12 protein-coding genes and 2 pseudogenes are annotated in these 16392 nt (G+C 54.4%); 7 read left to right on the plus strand and 7 right to left on the minus strand.

Annotation, left to right across the window (positions count from 1 at the left end):
- Positions 1-225 precede the first annotated feature (225 nt).
- From HK439_RS25460 to HK439_RS25475, 4 genes are all read left to right on the plus strand, one after another.
- Positions 226-648: a hypothetical protein gene (locus tag HK439_RS25460; RefSeq protein ID WP_235988117.1), complete on the plus strand. Its 423-nt coding sequence runs from the start codon at positions 226-228 to the stop codon at positions 646-648.
- 69 nt (positions 649-717) lie between these two features.
- Positions 718-1692: a GDP-mannose 4,6-dehydratase gene (gene gmd, locus HK439_RS25465; protein WP_190294314.1), complete on the plus strand. Its 975-nt coding sequence runs from the start codon at positions 718-720 to the stop codon at positions 1690-1692.
- A gap of 23 nt (positions 1693-1715) precedes the next feature.
- Positions 1716-2711 (plus strand): NAD-dependent epimerase/dehydratase family protein, encoded by a 996-nt coding sequence (locus tag HK439_RS25470; protein WP_190294315.1) that lies wholly within the window; start codon positions 1716-1718, stop codon positions 2709-2711.
- A gap of 156 nt (positions 2712-2867) precedes the next feature.
- On the plus strand, positions 2868-5996 hold the full coding sequence (locus HK439_RS25475; RefSeq protein WP_190294316.1) for an FkbM family methyltransferase: 3129 nt from the start codon (positions 2868-2870) through the stop codon (positions 5994-5996).
- Positions 5997-6662: 666 nt separating this feature from the next.
- Here the strand turns inward: HK439_RS25475 and HK439_RS25480 are convergent.
- The 6 genes from HK439_RS25480 to HK439_RS25505 are packed head-to-tail and all read right to left on the minus strand — an operon-like array spanning position 6663 to position 13358.
- Positions 6663-7964 (minus strand): glycosyltransferase, encoded by a 1302-nt coding sequence (locus HK439_RS25480; protein WP_190294317.1) that lies wholly within the window; start codon positions 7962-7964, stop codon positions 6663-6665.
- On the minus strand, positions 7961-8998 hold the full coding sequence (locus HK439_RS25485; RefSeq protein WP_190294318.1) for a glycosyltransferase family 4 protein: 1038 nt from the start codon (positions 8996-8998) through the stop codon (positions 7961-7963). The genes HK439_RS25480 and HK439_RS25485 overlap by 4 nt, the downstream gene beginning before the upstream one ends.
- Positions 8995-10029, minus strand: coding sequence for a glycosyltransferase family 4 protein (locus tag HK439_RS25490; protein ID WP_190294319.1), 1035 nt, complete (start codon positions 10027-10029; stop codon positions 8995-8997). Before HK439_RS25490 ends, HK439_RS25485 begins: the two co-directional genes overlap by 4 nt.
- Positions 10026-11132 carry a DegT/DnrJ/EryC1/StrS family aminotransferase gene (locus HK439_RS25495; RefSeq protein ID WP_190294320.1) on the minus strand — a complete coding sequence of 369 codons (1107 nt, stop codon included), beginning with the start codon at positions 11130-11132 and terminating at the stop codon, positions 10026-10028. Before HK439_RS25495 ends, HK439_RS25490 begins: the two co-directional genes overlap by 4 nt.
- 16 nt (positions 11133-11148) lie before the next feature.
- Positions 11149-11775: an acetyltransferase gene (locus tag HK439_RS25500; RefSeq protein WP_190294321.1), complete on the minus strand. Its 627-nt coding sequence runs from the start codon at positions 11773-11775 to the stop codon at positions 11149-11151.
- Positions 11772-13358 (minus strand): FkbM family methyltransferase, encoded by a 1587-nt coding sequence (locus tag HK439_RS25505; RefSeq protein WP_190294322.1) that lies wholly within the window; start codon positions 13356-13358, stop codon positions 11772-11774. The genes HK439_RS25500 and HK439_RS25505 overlap by 4 nt, the downstream gene beginning before the upstream one ends.
- Before the next feature lie 292 nt (positions 13359-13650).
- Here HK439_RS25505 and HK439_RS25510 point away from each other — a divergent pair, with 292 nt between their 5' ends.
- Positions 13651-14481 (plus strand): tyrosine-type recombinase/integrase, encoded by an 831-nt coding sequence (locus HK439_RS25510; RefSeq protein ID WP_190294323.1) that lies wholly within the window; start codon positions 13651-13653, stop codon positions 14479-14481.
- A 166-nt stretch (positions 14482-14647) separates the two neighbouring features.
- On the opposite strand, the gene HK439_RS25515 is transcribed toward HK439_RS25510, so the two are convergent.
- The gene (locus HK439_RS25515; RefSeq protein WP_190294324.1) at positions 14648-15661 is read right to left on the minus strand and encodes an IS110 family transposase; all 1014 of its coding nucleotides are present in this window, start codon (positions 15659-15661) and stop codon (positions 14648-14650) included.
- Between the two features lie 71 nt (positions 15662-15732).
- On the opposite strand from HK439_RS25515, the pseudogene HK439_RS25520 reads away from it, so the two are divergent.
- Together HK439_RS25520 and HK439_RS25525 are read left to right on the plus strand one after the other, a co-directional pair.
- A pseudogene (locus HK439_RS25520) lies at positions 15733-16200 on the plus strand (IS5 family transposase); the annotation flags it as partial.
- A gap of 43 nt (positions 16201-16243) precedes the next feature.
- Positions 16244-16392, plus strand: a pseudogene (locus HK439_RS25525) (transposase); the annotation flags it as partial.

Below are 16392 nucleotides of genomic sequence, written 5' to 3' on the forward strand. Positions count from 1 at the left end.
ACCCCAACCCCAACCCCAAACACTAAAAAGCCGTCTCTTTTTATGAGGGAAAAAGCGAGTAAGAAAATATCTAACATTGGAAAACTGCATTTTGACCTTTTCTAAACGCCAATAAAGTTCCCCCCTTGTGTCCCAAGGCCGGGTGAGCTCGAGATCCTCCACAACTCCGCTCCCCGCTGCCCGAATTCGATTGGAGACAATACCGTAATGACTGCATATGAAGCGATGGATAGATGTCGAGTTAGCGGCTCCCAAGGTCTGGTTTCAATTCTAAACCTCGGGCATCAAGCTCTCACCGGTGTCTTTCCGAATTCCCCCGACGAAGAGGTTGCCGTTGGCACGCTGGAACTGGTTTGGAGCCCGAGCAGTGGTCTCTCTCAATCGCACCATTCCTGTAAAGCGGATGAGATGTCTGGTGAGACCCCGATGCGCCTGATCGACGGCCTGAGTGCAACGCAGTTTTCTGCCATTGCGGAAATCGATCAGGAGAAGTTTGGTCGGTCACTCCCGGTCCCCATATTCCGAACATTTCGGAGCCATATGCCCCAACGTAGAATCCGGACGACTTGCCAGTTCTCCCTCAACTCTCCAAAGATAGCATCCTGTGTCGCGAAAAAGAAGGTCTGGCCAGTGGCGGGATGTCCATAACCACGCCCCCGGAAATTGAGCGAAACTAATATTACTCTCTTACCTGATGGAATTACCAAAGAGGAATCTATGACCAAGCGTGCACTTATAACCGGCATTTCCGGACAGGATGGGGCTTATCTCTCCAAATTTCTTTTGGATAAGGGATATGAAGTCTATGGCATCGTTCGACGCTCTTCCCACCGTGGTGTCGACAACCATCGCCTGCTCTGGATCGGCGTCTGGGATAAGGTCAAACTTTTTGATGGCGATCTGGGCGACCTCTCCAGCTTGATGCGCATCGTCAACGAGGTCATGCCGGACGAGGTCTATAATCTCGCGGCCCAGTCCTTTGTCACTTCTTCTTGGCAACAGCCGATTCTGACAGCTAACATCACGGCAATCGGGGTTACCAACATGCTCGAAGCGCTGCGTTCGGCGAAGCCTGACGCACGTTTCTACCAAGCCTCATCCTCCGAGATGTTTGGCTTGATACAGGAAAGCGTACAGAGTGAGACGACCCCGTTCTATCCGCGCAGCCCCTATGCAGTCGCCAAACTCTATGGTCACTGGATCACGGTCAATTATCGCGAAAGCTACAACATACATGCATCCTCTGGCATCCTCTTCAATCACGAGAGCCCGCTGCGTGGGGCCGAGTTCGTGACCCGCAAGGTCACTACCGCGGCGGCAATGATCAAGCTCGGTCTACAATCTGAACTGAAGCTCGGAAATATCGATGCAAAGCGCGATTGGGGACATGCACGCGATTATGTCGAAGCCATGTGGCTGATGCTTCAGCAAGATCGGCCGGACGACTATGTCATCGCCACAGGCAAAACGACGACCGTGCGCGATATGTGCAAGATTGCCATGGATTATCTGGAACTGGACTTCGACAAATTCGTCAAGATCGACCCCGACCTGTATCGGCCGGCCGAGGTCGATATCCTCCTCGGGGATCCCTCCAAGGCAAAGGCTAAACTTGGATGGGAGCCAAGCATTACACTTGAAGATATGATCCGCGAGATGGTTGATGCGGACCTAGAACGCCTTAAAAAATAACGAACCTCCAGGAGGCTCTCATCATGAAAACTAGTTCGACGGATAAAGTATCACGCGTCCTGATGACTGGTGGGATGGGCTTCGTAGGCGGGCATTTGTCCCGAGCCGTCGAGGTGGCATTTCCAGGCGCAGAACTCGTCAATATTTTCCGCCCTTCGCCAAACAATACTGCCTCCGAACCACACGGTTCCGAAGGGGCTTTGTGGCGTCAAGTCGCCGCAGATCTCCGGGACCCCCGAGCCTTGGACGCGCTGACAGCCGACTTTCGACCCGACCTGGTCCTTCATCTCGCTGCACAATCCTCCATAGCGATTGCACCTGATCGCGAAAAGGAAACTTGGGCCGTCAACTATCAGGGAACAGTGAACCTTGCCCAAGCCTGCGCGCGACACGTGCCTGAATCAACCTTTCTGTTTACCAGTTCGGTACAGGTCTACGGTGACAATTGCCGACTAGGGCCTGTCACGGAACAGACCCCTCTGGCTCCCCGGGAAGTTTATGCCAAGGCAAAGGCTGCTGCCGAAGAAGCCCTGCAGAACATCCTTCCCTCAGAGAGTCGGTTGATCGTGGTGCGCCCCTTCAACCATACCGGACCGGGCCAGACTTCCGACTTCATCTTGCCTGCAATGATCTCGCAAGCCGTTGCCATTGAGGAAGGTCGAGCCGATCCTATCGTCAAACTTGGAAATCTTCATCCGAAGCGAGAAATCCTAGATGTACGTGACGTCTGTGACGCCTATATGGCGCTGATAAATTCTGTTCCTTCCAACAGTCCGGCCGCGGAAAACATCTTCAATGTTTGTACTGGCAACCCGATACAAATCGGAGAACTTGCGAAAATTGTACAAAGTAAATGCAAAGCCGAATTTGAAATACGAATTGACCTAGACAGAATTCGAGAAAATGAAATACCAGTAATATTGGGTTCGAATAAAAAAATTCGAGATCTTACTAACTGGATTCCGAAGAGGAATATTGATAAAATCATTTCAGATATCTTCGAATACTATCGGAATTAAGAAAAAAGTAAAATATTCATAAGTTTATTATTTTCTAGTTCTCAAAGATGAAGTAAAAAGTCCTCATGCAGGGAAGCTGCTCTCGCCAAGGTAATTGAAAATGAACATTAAAGAGTTTTATAAAAGATAAAATAAAATAAAGGGAGAGGTATTGCGATGAAGAGCTACGCTAAGAATTTCGAAGACTTAATACTTATGCGTAGCTTCGAGAATATTTCAAGCGGCTACTATATCGACATCGGAGCATTCGACCCATTCGAAGATTCTGTCAGCCGCGCATTTTATGAGCTCGGCTGGCGCGGGCTCCATGTTGAACCCAACTCCGACTATGCTTCGAAACTGCGGCACGCAAGACCCGATGAGGAAGTCCTGCAAGTCGCTGTTGGCGAGGGAGAGGGCGATATTCCCTTCTATGAAATCCCGGGTACCGGCATGAGTACAGCCATTGAAGACATCGCACTCATGCACAAGGCGAGAGGTTTCGATTATACAAGCCGGACAGTCCCGGTTGTTCCCCTAAAGACGGTCCTCGAGCATGCAGATCGAGAATCCATAGACTGGATGAAAATCAATGTCGAAGGGATGGAGGCAAGCGTCCTGAGCAGCTGGGGCGACGCTTCGCAAAGACCCGGCATTTTGGTCATCGATAGTGTGTCGCCGGACGCTCGGGAGGAAACCCACCAGGAATGGGAAGAAGAGGTCTTGTCGAGAGGCTATCTCTTGGCCTATTTCGATGGACTAAATCGGTTCTACGTCCATGAAAGCAAGAAGAATTTCAGCAGAAATTTCCGTCTTGGACCTATTTGTTCCGATAATTACGGACTTCCGGAAGGGAGCAAAGGCTTTCTCGTGCGTGAGATGAACCAAACGCCCCACCAAGAAACATTTTCGGACGAAAATAAGCAGCTTCTTCAAAATCACCATGGTCTGGACGTTTCGTATCACAATCTCCACAAGATGCATTACGACCTTCACGACAACGTCCTCAAGACACCTGCAGAGCGTGATGCGGCGTTGAAACTTCTGCAGGAAACCGAGGACCTAACCAATCGGATCAACCGAAATGCGGCCCGGAAATGGATCAAGCGGATCCAGAGACAAGCTCTCCCGGCGGTAGGCAGACCGGACGGGACTGCAACCGCGCCATTGCATTCCGCTTTGGTCAGAATTCTCAAGAATTCGATCAACCAGGAACGCCAAACCAGGCGCTTGATCGCTAGGCTAGAGCTCAATCCGGCCGAGAAAGCTTTTGCCTTCGATGCTAACTATTATACGAATACATATCGGCTAACTAACCGAGGGCAAGAGGCAGCTTTCCGCGACTTTATCAAGATCGGCATGTCCGAGAACCGATCACCGAATTTCTGGTTCGACCCCGAATGGTATGCGAAACACTACGTGGATTTTGCCTCCGCGGGCATTCCTGCTTTCACCCATTATTTTCTGTTTGGCATTGGAGAAAATCGCCAACCCAATTTTTGGTTCAACCCCAACTGGTATGCCGGTCAGTACCCTGACGCGGTTTCAGGCGGTATTTCGGCGACCAAGCATTTTTTCAAGATCGGACGTTTCCAAGGTCGTAGCCCTAACTTCTGGTTCGATCCGACTTGGTATGGCGAACACTATCTCGGGGCGGAACATGACCTCTCCGACCCAGTCGAACACTACTTTACTCATGGGATAAGGGAATGGCACAAGCCGAACCCGTGGTTCAATCCGGAGTGGTACGCCGCTCAGAATCCCGAGATCATCGAAGAGGGATGGAATCCTGTCGAACACTATTTCAGCAAGGGAATTTACGAATGGCGAAGGCCTAATTTCTGGTTCGATCCGATTTGGTACTCAATTCAATTTCGAGAACTACGGGAAGGCGGTATACTTCCTTTAGAATATTTCATATTATTTGGCTCCGATTTGGCCCACTCTCCGAGCCAATGGTTCGATACCAGAGACTATCTCCTAAAGTATGGCGTAAATTTGGAACCAACCACCTTAGGGGCTATCCAGCACTATCTCGATATTGGTGAGAAGAAATGCTTTAGGCCGACAAGCTGGTTTGACCCTGCATATTATTCGCAGTCGATGGGTGCGGTTAAACTTGAACCCGACACTAGCTTCTTGCAACACTACCTGGAGTCGGACAGGAACAGTACGCATTTTGCGAATGCTCAAGCGGAAGCACTGATCAAATCCGACGCCCCCCCAAGCGGCGTGATGGTCGTAGGCTATCACGAAGCATCGCTCGGCCTGGGAACCTCCTGCAGAAAATTGACAGACGCGATACGAGACGCCGGGGTTAATACAGCCGCGCTGCCTTTCCGCCTAGGGGTTGAGGACCGGCTGAGCTCGCGGCTGCTGCCAGATCCTGCTCATGGCTTGCTACGAGACCACATTTACGTGCTGCCGGCACCGCATTTTTGCGACGCACTTACTCTTACCCAAAAGCGCGCCTATCCTGCCCGTTGGAACATCCTCCGCACATACTGGGAGCTCGCCAACATCCCGGAAGATTGGCGCCAAGCCTTGCTCGCGGCAGACCAGATCTGGGTTGCAAGCAACTTCATACAGTCTGCCATACTACGCTTGGACAAAACTCTAGTTGTTAAAAAAATCCCGAGCGTTGTGCAGATCCCAGAAGCGGAGATGATAGTCAGGCCTGAACGGAACAGGCCCTTCAACTTTTTCTTCTCATTTGACTACAACTCGTCACCCCATCGAAAGAACCCCAAAGCCATCATTCAAAATTTCCAGAAAGCCTTCGCCCCGGAGGAACGGGACGTCGGCCTTATTATTAAGTCGAATGGGTACTCAGACAGACACGGCCCATACAGGGAAGAAATGATGCGGCTTTCATCCAAAGATGCCCGAATCAAGCATTTGGAAGGCTATGTCAGCGAGAAGACTTTGCAGAACATGCATGAGGAAGCTGATTGTTTCATTTCCCTGCATCGCTCAGAAGGCTTCGGCTTGGGACTTGCAGAGTTTCTCGCAAGTGCCAAACCCGTGATCGCCACCGATTATGGTGGCTCGACCGACTTCATCACGGCAGAAACCGCCCATCCGATCTCTTATCAATTGGTACCGGTCAAGAAAGAGGAATACGTGCACTTTGAAGGTCAGTTCTGGGCCGAACCCGATGAGGAGCATGCCATTTCTGCCATGCGAGAAGTGTTCCAAAATCAGGAAGGAAGTTATCGCCGAGCTCTGAATGGCCGCGCATTAATTGAACACACCTGTTCGCCGCAGGTCGTATCCGCCTTGTGTCTTCAGGCGCTCGGTCAATAAATGCCCCTTGATTGGCCAGCCAAATAAACATTTAAATCGTGTTCTTACCCGATCGATATTCTAGCCGATCAATCCCAAGAACCGTGATGTCCATTAGAATGTTCCTTCTTCTCTCTCCGCGGCACGGCGCCCGGGCCGCGGCTCTCGGCCCGGCAGGCCCGCACCGCTGGTCGCCGCCTTCGGACGATGGCTGCAAGAGCAACGCCTCTGGGTATCCGCCAAATCCCGCCTTGGCGAGAAGCTTGCCTACATCCATCGACACTGGGACGGGACTTCTTGAGTATCGACCCGAAGCAGATCGGCATTATTGGCGGTCGGACACTCACCCGCCACCGGCAGTAGCATGAACGTACGCGAAACAGGGAATACTTGCGCTTGCGTGCTCATGCGAAAGGTTTGACCGGGCCGCATCCTACCTCAAAACCCGCTTAGTTCCATCACTTTTCGACGGTCGAGACTGGTCACCAATCTTGCCCTTGTCCAACCGGGGTCAAAGCATCCATGTAGAGCCAAGGCCTCCCAGACCATGTTGGAAAAAATCAGTCAACGCCATTCCTCAATTCAATGAACCCGGTTTTGCATTTGGTTCTTGACATCGTCCAGTTTTTAGCAAGCTGCATTACCGCGATGATTCGCTATCAAAACAAATATTCTCAAAAAATCAAATCAATCTCCATTCTCAAAAAGGCTCAACGGATTAATTAGATCTGGAGTAACGAAAAAAGTGCCATTTGATGACCATCGAGACAGAATAACGCAAAAACTATCAATCGCCCTTTTGCCCGGTACAGTTCTAGACATGTTTTCAATGGTTTCAATTAACCGCATGGCGTAGTTGCTGGCAGTAAAAGTTTGTGACGCCCAGCGCTGAGCGTCTTCCCCTAAGCTTATTAATCGAATATTGTTTTCAAGCAATTCTTCTAGGGAAGATTGGAGTTCAGGGATTTCGTTCGACTGGTTTATTTTGATGGCACACGAGTCTGGTATGTCGGCGTAGAACCCGGTGTCGGTAACAACCACCGCTTTGCCATACAGCATCGCCTCAATTGCCGATGCTGAGGCCGCCTCTAGTGCGGGCCAGCGAAGACAACTAATCACGTCGCTTTCAGTAATGGCACGCGCCAGATCGTTATCGTCAACCTCGCCGGAAATCACCAAATTCACGCCAAGGCGCTCAGCTAAGGCAGTGAGTGAATTCATCATTTCCGGCGTTACGGCCCCAATAAGTCGATAATTCACACGACTCCTGAGCAAGGGACTGAGCCCGATTGCCTGTACCACACTCGCAATCCGCTTGTTCGGATTAACATGGCCGATAGTCAGGAGCTGCAAAGTTCGGCCGCCAGCAGACGTGTTAACGGCCGAATTGGCAAGCACGGCTGGTGCATTGTAGGCCAGCGGCACCACCCGTACCGGACCCGGGCATGAATTCATCACGCGACTACAGCCCCAACTGCTGTGGGTTACCACGCCGTCTGCCTGCGAACAAATCCATTCGATCATCGGGATAACCTCACGGGTGCCTTCGATGAACGCCTCGCTGTCGGAAAAGCTGAAGAAGCGTTCCGCCATCTCTTCCCCGTACCAGCGCTGCAATACGGCTTGGGCTTGCGCGCGATGCGTCTGCGCCCATCCATAAAAAAGATGACCCAGAAAAAAATCATGGAGACAAACCAGACCAGGGAACTCTGCCAGCCAGCGAACACCTCCCTCGTGAAACTCAAAACTATTACCAATATGATAAATGCCGGCGTCAACACTCCGGATAAGTGCCCGAACCTCTGCGTCGTCATCCCATGGCAAGACCCGGGTTCCAAAGTCGTGCACATCAGTCGACAGCAAATGCTTCGTCTCGGTACGCACCACCGTCAGCTCACACCCCTGTGCCACCAGTTCGCGCGTCACCAACGCAGCCATGCGGCCAATAGCCGACTTCGTGTTGGCTGGCGTAAAGACAATCAGCTTCATCGCAACAATGCCTCCACGGTATCGGGCCAATTTATTTTCATGTTTTCCCAGAGCGCGCGTGCGGACTGCCCATACATTTTGGCACGTGCTGCATTCTCGAAAACCGCCTCCATGGCCCTAGCCAAGTCATCGGCGCTGGGGTGTGCCACCCATCCGGTATACTCCTGCTTGACCAGACCCAGGATGCCGCCGCTATCGGCTGTAGTGATCAGCGCCTTCGCCGCAGTCGCCGCCTCCATGGCGACATAGCCTAGCGAATCTTCGTCATAGGGCAAGTAAGCCACCGCAGCAGCTCGGTTCACATAGCCCGCATAGACCTCCCGAGGGAGAAAACGCAGGTCGAGCCTGACCCTATCGGCCAGTCCAAATCGTTCCACGGCTTCCCTCAAGCTTGCCGCGTCGTCCGGGCGATCGGGAGGTCCGGCGATAAGCAGCTTCACGCGTTTATCGGCTTGTGCCAGTGCCTCCAGCAAAAGGTGCTGGCGCTTCATCCCGTTAACCCGCCCGCCGGCAAAGATATAGTCACCAGGCTCACCGCCCGGAAACAATTCAGGATCATTGATCGGTGGAAGCAAGACTTCAGCATCAAATCCGTTGTACTTGAGCAGACGCTGCCGGGTGACTTCAGAGTTGGAAAAAATGTGCCGGCTTTCCGCAAAACTCTCTTGGTCGGCATGCCGGATCAAGGTCTGCAGTTCAAGCCCCGCCGCTCCTGGGGGGAGATTGGACTGCCCCGTATCGTAAAGATCGTAGGCCTGCCGGTATTGATGGAGTAGCCAAAGTGTCTTTTTCGGATGACGGATCAGATAGGCAGGAAATTTTAGCGCAATAACATGATCGACATTCCACAGTTCGAACGCCCGCACCATCAGCATCTGCGAAGGGATACGCGCTGCGGGTTCCCACTGGAAGGGGATGCGCAAGATTTCCGCTTGATGGCCAGCGATGACCAGATTTTTCTGGAGATGCGCGGCAAGCTCCTCGGCACCGCCCCATACAAAGGGGGCCATGTTGTTGACGATGAGAACTTTCATGCCAGCAGTCTCTCCAATACATGCGACCAGGAAATGCGCAACTCCGCCAGTCGGTCGCGGGCATTCCTGCCCATGGCTTCCGTCTTGACGCGGTCGAGATACAAGCGGTCGATGGCGTCGGCCAGCGCCTCTGGCGAGGGTTCGGTGACGTAGCCATTGACGCCGTCCTGGACAAGTTCAAGCACACCGCCGGAATCAGATGTCGTCAAAACAGGCTTGGAGGCATGGCTGGCCTCGACGCTGGGATAGCCGTAAGAGTCTTCGTCCAACGGAAGATATGCCGCAGCCAGGCAATGGGCGAGTTGCGCCACCTTTTCTTCTTCGCTGATCCAAATGTTATCCAGGCTAACACGATCGGCAAGCCCCAACTCGGCAATCCTTTGCGACAGATCACGCGGATAGTCTGCCCCTGCGCTAGTCCCCGAAAACCGGAGGCGTACCGGTGTTCGAGTGTGGTGCAAAGCCTCGACAAGGAGGTGCTGGCGCTTGTGATGTTCGAGCCGGCAAATGCAGACAATCTCGTCACTGAAGCCTACACAGTGAAAACGTTCAGGCTGGAAAACCGGGGGATACAAAATTTCGCTGTCGACCTGATTATAGGCCTTCAAGCGATCGGAAACCACGCGGCTATTGGTGAAGATGGCCTTGGCCTCGTGCAGGCCGGCGTCATCGACTCGATGGAGGGCATCCCGAATGCCACTGTGTTTAAGATCGTCAGGAAAGCCTCGATAAGGGCTATCCCACAGATCGTAAAAAGCGCGGAGGTGGTGAATGAACCAGAGAATCTTGTGCCGGTGCGGGATCAGGTGTGCTTGTGGGCGAAAGCAGATGATGCGGTCAGCCATCTCAAGGTCCACCCAGCGAAAAGCCATCATCTGCTGGAACAGCAAATCGGGCGCATCGACTTCCGGCAGATAAATTCTTTCCACCAGGTGCCCCTGCTCCTCGAGCATCGGCTGAAGCCATTCGACGATATTTCGATAGCCCCCGTTGATGAATGGAACGAACGAAGAACAGAGGGCGATTTTCATTTTTCTCTCAGAATCTCACCGAGGCTCCACGCGATCCGCTCCACATCGCCCCGCGTGAGATCCTGATACGTGGGGAGGTTGATGCCTCGCTGCGACCACAAATCAGCAACAGGATAAGACGAAGCTTCCCGATAAGGGGGAAGCACATGCATCGGGTAGAAAACCGGGCGGGTCTCGATCCCCATATCATCCAGGTCACGCATGACCTGGTCGCGTCGGTTCTCGTTGCCGTCACGCAGAAAGATGTTGTACATCCAGTAGACCGGCTTGGCCCACGATGCCTGCGGAGGCAAAACGATCTGCTCAGTCAGATCGCTCAGTGCAGCGTCGTACCAACCGGCGAGGCGCTCTCGATCTGAGAGGGCCGTTTCAATACCCTCCATCTGCGCCAAGCCAATAGCAGCCTGGATGTTGGTCATGCGGTAGTTGAACCCAACAACGGGAAACCAGTAGCGACGCTTGGGATCCATCCCCTGACCTCGATAGAGGCGCAATTTGGTGGCAAGTTCATCATCGTCAGTCGTGATCATCCCGCCTTCGCCGGTTGTGATGATCTTGTTGCCAAAAAAACTGAAGGTGGCACAGGCCCCCAATGTCCCGACTTTTTTCCCGTTCACCTCGGCACCATGTGCCTCGGCCGCATCCTCAACAACCCATAATCCATATTTGGATGCGATCCGGTTTACCGCGTCCATGTCGGCTGGATGGCCATAGAGATGAACGGGGATGATGCCGCGCGTTTTCGGGGTAATTTTTCGTTCGATATCGGCAGGATTGATATTCATCGTATCCGAGCATACGTCGACAAACACAGGCGTCGCACCGCAGTAGCGAACCGCATTGGCGGTCGCGATATACGTTACCGTCGGAATGATCACCTCATCTCCCGGCTTAACGTCCAGCGCCACCAAGGCCAGATGCAATGCGGTCGTTCCGTTGTTCGCAGCAATGGCGTGTTTGACACCGCAGAATTTGGCGAATGCCTCTTCGAACGCACCGATATATTTGCCGTTGGAGGAGATCCAGTTGGTCTCGAGACAATCGAGCACGTACTTGCGCTCATTGCCGGCCATCTTGGGTTGGGCTACAAAGATTCGATTCATGTTTTTTCCTGATCAATCAATTACTGAGAACTCTTGCCGGCACGCCAACCGCAGTGGCATCCGACTCGATATGACAAATCACCACCGCGCCGGCCCCTACCGTCACGCGCTCGCCGATCCTGATTTCGGGAATCACCTTGCAGCCGACGCCCAGAAAGCTCTGGTTGCCGACAGTCACATTCCCCGCCAGCGCACACTGCGGGGCGATGTGCACCGTCTGACCGATACGGCAGTCATGGTCGACCGTTGCGCCCGTGTTGATGATAGCGAGATCATCGATCACCGATTCTGCGTTAATTATGGCGCCCGCCATCACCGCGACCCCGTGACCCAGAGTAGCGCTTGGCGAAATGACCGCAAGCGGGCTGATCGCGTTGACTAACTGGTAGCCTTGCCCGGCGTAAAGAGTGCCTAGACGCTCCCTAAGGCGGTTCGAACCAACGGCAACAAAGACTCTGGAATAGCCCTCCGAACGCAGAAAGCTAAGGTTTTCGTCTCCCCGCAGAATCGGGACACCCAGGCAGTTCTCTGGGCTGTCCGGAGCTCCCACGCAATAAGCAACGCTCTCCCCCATGGCCCGGAGAAGTTCAATGCACACTTTTGCATGACCTCCCGCGCCAACTACAATAATTCCTGATCTCATGACAGTCGGCCCCACGCCGCAGATTCCGCTCGCGCGAAGAAAAGATTGACGGATTCCGTCTGCTCCAGTTCGTCAAGCGACCAGCATTCAAGCGCCCCAGATTCATGGTTGATCACCCGGCAATCCAAACCTAGTTGGCTGAATGACGCGAACCATTGGCTCGGGGTGCTCCCGATCCGGCGCAGGTGCGAAGAGCCGAACTCAACAATCAAGGCAATATCCGGATTACCAGCGATCAAGGATGTCCCCCCCTCAATCACTTCAAGTTCAGCCCCTTCGGCATCGATTTTCATAAGGTCAATCCGTTGGCCGGAAGCGATGACGCCATCGAGTCTGACCGAGGTGACCTCCATCGGGCCTTGCGCATTGTTCGGTGAGGGCTCCAACGGAAACAGGGAGTGATGCCCGCTAGTGGCGCCGATGAAAAGTTGCTTGTGGCCGGCGGTATTGGAAACAGCCGCCTGATGGATCTCTGTCATTTTCGAAAATCCATTCATCCAGATGGATTTTTCGAGCATGCGCATCGTCGGTTCAAACGGTTCAAAAGCTATGATCTTTCCCTGCCCCTGCATTGCTCGAGCAGCCGCTAAGGTATGCATTCCAACATTAGCGCCAACATCGACATAGACATCTCCGGGTCTCAAATATTTTTGAATCAAAATCCTTGTCCCGCGTTCAAGCTCACCAGTATCCAGCAAACATGAAAGCAACGCATGATCGGATGCAGCGCAGAGAAGAAAGCCCACTTGAGTTCTAACTAGAACCTCACCCGCCCCGCAGTTTATAGCTATTTTTCGGGCGGCGCCAGCGGTGTAAATCTCAATTAGGTCAAGTCGAGACAAAAGGTCACCGCGCAGCAGCTGGAAACTCGCAAGGGTAGAGGCCGACGCCCTCTGGATCTCTTGCGCCGTAGCAGCCGACGCCGTCTGGATTTCCTGCTGGATCTCTTGCGCCGTAGCAGCCGACGCCGTCTGGATTTCCTGCTGGATCTCTTGCGCCGTAGCAGCCGACGCCGTCTGGATTTCCTGCTGGATCTCTTGCGCCGTAGCAGCCGACGCCGTCTGGATTTCCTGCTGGATCTCTTGCGCCGTAGCAGCCGACGCCGTCTGGATTTCCTGCTGGATCTCTTGCGCCGTAGCAGCCGACGCCCTCTGGATTTCCTGCTGGATCTCTTGCGCCGTAGCAGCCGACGCCGTCTGGATTTCCTGCTGGATCTCTTGCGCCGTAGCAGCCGACGCCCTCTGGATTTCCTGCTGGATCTCTTGCGCCGTAGCAGCCGACGCCCTCTGGATTTCCTGCTGGATCTCTTGACGTAAGCCATCAATCAAATAACGGCGAACCCTAAAGGCGATCGGCCGGACGGCTGGTTTTAAAAGCCGATAAATGTATTTCGCAACTGCGCGAAGCAATCTCTTGAACCAGATTTGATGTGGAACTTTATCGGAATCACTGGGCGCATGAACAGTCACAATCGGTATATTATCTTGGATATCTTCATGCCGAGACACCGGAAGCGTTTTCCGCTTGAAACCAGACTCAAAAGCAACTTTAATATCTAACCCTGTTCTAGCAATGGAATTCATTTGTCATAACCCAAAGTATGCCTGACACACCGAATCCGGATCTCCATCCATGCGAATTTTTCCATGCTCAAGCTAGATGACCCGATTACACGTACGCAATACCAAATCACAAGAATATTCGTGGATTGAACTAGGCCGTGTTGACAAAGTGGATTGAACGAAGCCGCTGACGCGGCATTTGGTGTGAGTTTTGGGGATGGTGCCCTGTCTGCGAGGAATGCGGTTGTTGAAGCCCGATCCTTGAGACAGGAGCACCCCGATAAGCAAAGCCATCAGCTTCCTGCGCCGCCGCATGATCGAGGACATTGCCGTCCGCAATTTCTCGCCAGCGACGCAGCGATCTTACCTGCATGCAGTGTCGAAGTTCAGCCACCAATTCGGCCGTTCACCGGATCGGCTTGGACTTGAGGATGTCCGAGCCTTTCAGGTGCATCTGGTGGCAACCGGCATTTCCTGGCCGGCGCTGAACCAGACGGTCTGTGCGCTGTGGTTCTTCTACGGCGCGACGCTCGGCCATGCCGAGATCCCGGAGCTCATCGCCCATGCGCGCGCGCCGCGCAAGCTGCCGGAAGTGTTTTCTGCCGACGAGGTCGTGCGCTTTCTCGAGGCGGTGCCGAGCCTGAAGACGCGCACGGCATTGACTGCGGCCGATGCGGCGGGTCTGCGTGTTTCCGAGGTTGTCGGGCTCAAGGTGGCTGACATCGACAGCCAGCGTGGCGTCATCCGGGTCCGCCACGGCAAGGGCGGCAAGGACCGCTACGTGCTGCTGTCTGCGCAGCTCCTGCATATCTTGCGGACCTACTGGCGGCTTTCGCGGCCGCCGGATTGGCTATTTCCGCGCAGCGACGGCTCCGGACCGATCAGCATTACGGTTCTTCATGCCGCCTGCCGCTCGGCGCGGGCCGCCGCCGGCATCGACAAGCGCGTGACGGTACACACGCTTAGGCACTCCTTCGCCACCCATCTGCTGGAAAACGGCACAGACATCCGTATCATCCAGGTGCTGCTCGGCCACGAACATCTGTCGAGCACGGCGCGCTACACCAAAGTTTCGAGCAGACTTATCCGGCGCACGCAAAGCCCGCTCGTCCGGCTCAACATTGGCGTGGTGCTGCCGAACTGACGCAGCCTCCATGTCGGGAGACTGGAGGTAGCGGATGTTTTCCGCCGTCATGGCGAAACCTACCGGCAGATCCATCACGCTCATCTGGACCGTGTCGAGAGGCCATCTTCCTTTCACCACTCGCAGTTCGTCGCGTCCGGCGAAGTTTTCTCCGGACGCATGTTCTTCATGCAGATATCGACGCAGCTTGATAAGTTTTTCCGTGGCGGAGCAGCGCCCAGACGATACGGGTCAACTTCGCGGCCAGCGCGACGACGGCAACGTTGGGATGGGCTTGGATCAAAAGCGCACGTAGCCACGATCCAATCGCAGTGTCGGTTTTAGCCAGCGAGGGCATAGCAGATCGCGCGCCCTGGATCAGCATCTTGCGCAGATATCGGCTACCCCGCTTCGTGATCCCGAGTAGCTTCGGCCTGCCGCCGGTGGTGACCTGGCGAGGCACGGGCCCCAACCAGGCAGCAAGATCGCGTCCCTTCGAGAAGGTTGCTGCGCTGCCCACCGTGGCTACCAGCGCGGTGGCGTTCAGTGCTCCGATGCCAGGAATGCCTGTCAGCCGCCTAGCCCGATCGTCGGTCCGAGCCATGGTTGCGAACTCGGCGTCAATGGCGGTGATCCGACGGTCCAACTCGTCCCAGCGTGTTTGCATGTCGCCGAGCTGGAACGCCATGCGCCGGCTCAACGCATCCGCGCCTGAATCCAACAATTCTCCGAGCAGGAGGCGCAGTCGGGCGTAGCCCTGCGCCGCGACGTGCCCGCGCTCCAGCAGAAGGCTCCTTATCTGGTTGGTCAACGAGGTGCGTTCGCCGACCAAGCGATCGCGCACCCGATGCATCGTCTGAACGTCGAGTTGCTCCTCGCTCTTGAGTTCGACGAAGCGCATGGTTGGCCAGGTCGCCGCTTCGGCGTCACGGTCGTCGTTCTTCTGCGCCTTGACGTACGGGCGCACATATTCAGGCGACATCAAGCGGACTTCGTGGCCGAGTCCCGCTAACATGCGGCCCATGTGATGCGCTCCGCAACACGCCTCCATTGCCATCGTGCAAGGCGGCAGTTTGGCGGCGAACGCGATCACCCCGTCGCGTCGCATCCGCCGTCGCACGATCACCGATCCATCTGCGTCGAGGCCGACGATGCTACAGCTGTTCTTGCCCAGGTCGATACCGAGGATCACTATGCTCATGGTCCGTTCCTTCCTTTCTTGAACACCGACATCCTACACAGGCGTCGGCGGGAGGGGCGGGCGATCCATAAAGGGGGACTCATAAGGAGGCTTTTGGTCGATCACGCGGCGGCTTTACGACGAAAATTCACGCCCGAACCGACAGTCAAGGACGCCCTCCCGGCTCTGTCCTGACCGGCGGCGAAGCATGAGACTACAGCGCCGTTCCCGCCCACTTGGATATGCCTTTCCACAAGCCCCGGCCGTACCTGGCTGATAAGAGGTGCGATGGCGATACCGTGCGCCAAAGCCTGCTGTTGGCTGGCATCAGTCCAGTCATTCCTCCGAAGTCAAACCGCAGGGAACCAATTCCTTGCGACTTCCGGGCCTACAAGGACTGGAACCGGATTGAGCGAATGTTCAACAAGGTCAAACAGTTCCCCAGGATCGCCACTCGATACGACAAAACCAAAGCGTCCTTTGCAGCTTTCCTCAATCTCGCGGCTGCACGCATCTGGATACTAGGGTTAAAACCCAATGATCATATTGAATTAATGTAGCAAATCAGATTCAATTCGTCCAAACAACGGTTTGGAGGCTCTAATGGGACGTCTGTTTTGGTTGTCGGAGAACAGTGGGCAGTGATCGAGCCGCTTTTGCCGAGGCACAAGGGCGGTGCCCGCCGGGTTGATGACCGCAGGGTGATCTCCGGCATTATCCATGTCCTCAAGGTGGGTTGCCGCTGGTGCGAT

Source organism: Roseibium aggregatum (assembly GCF_014692675.1).
GTDB classification, from domain to species: domain Bacteria; phylum Pseudomonadota; class Alphaproteobacteria; order Rhizobiales; family Stappiaceae; genus Roseibium; species Roseibium aggregatum_C.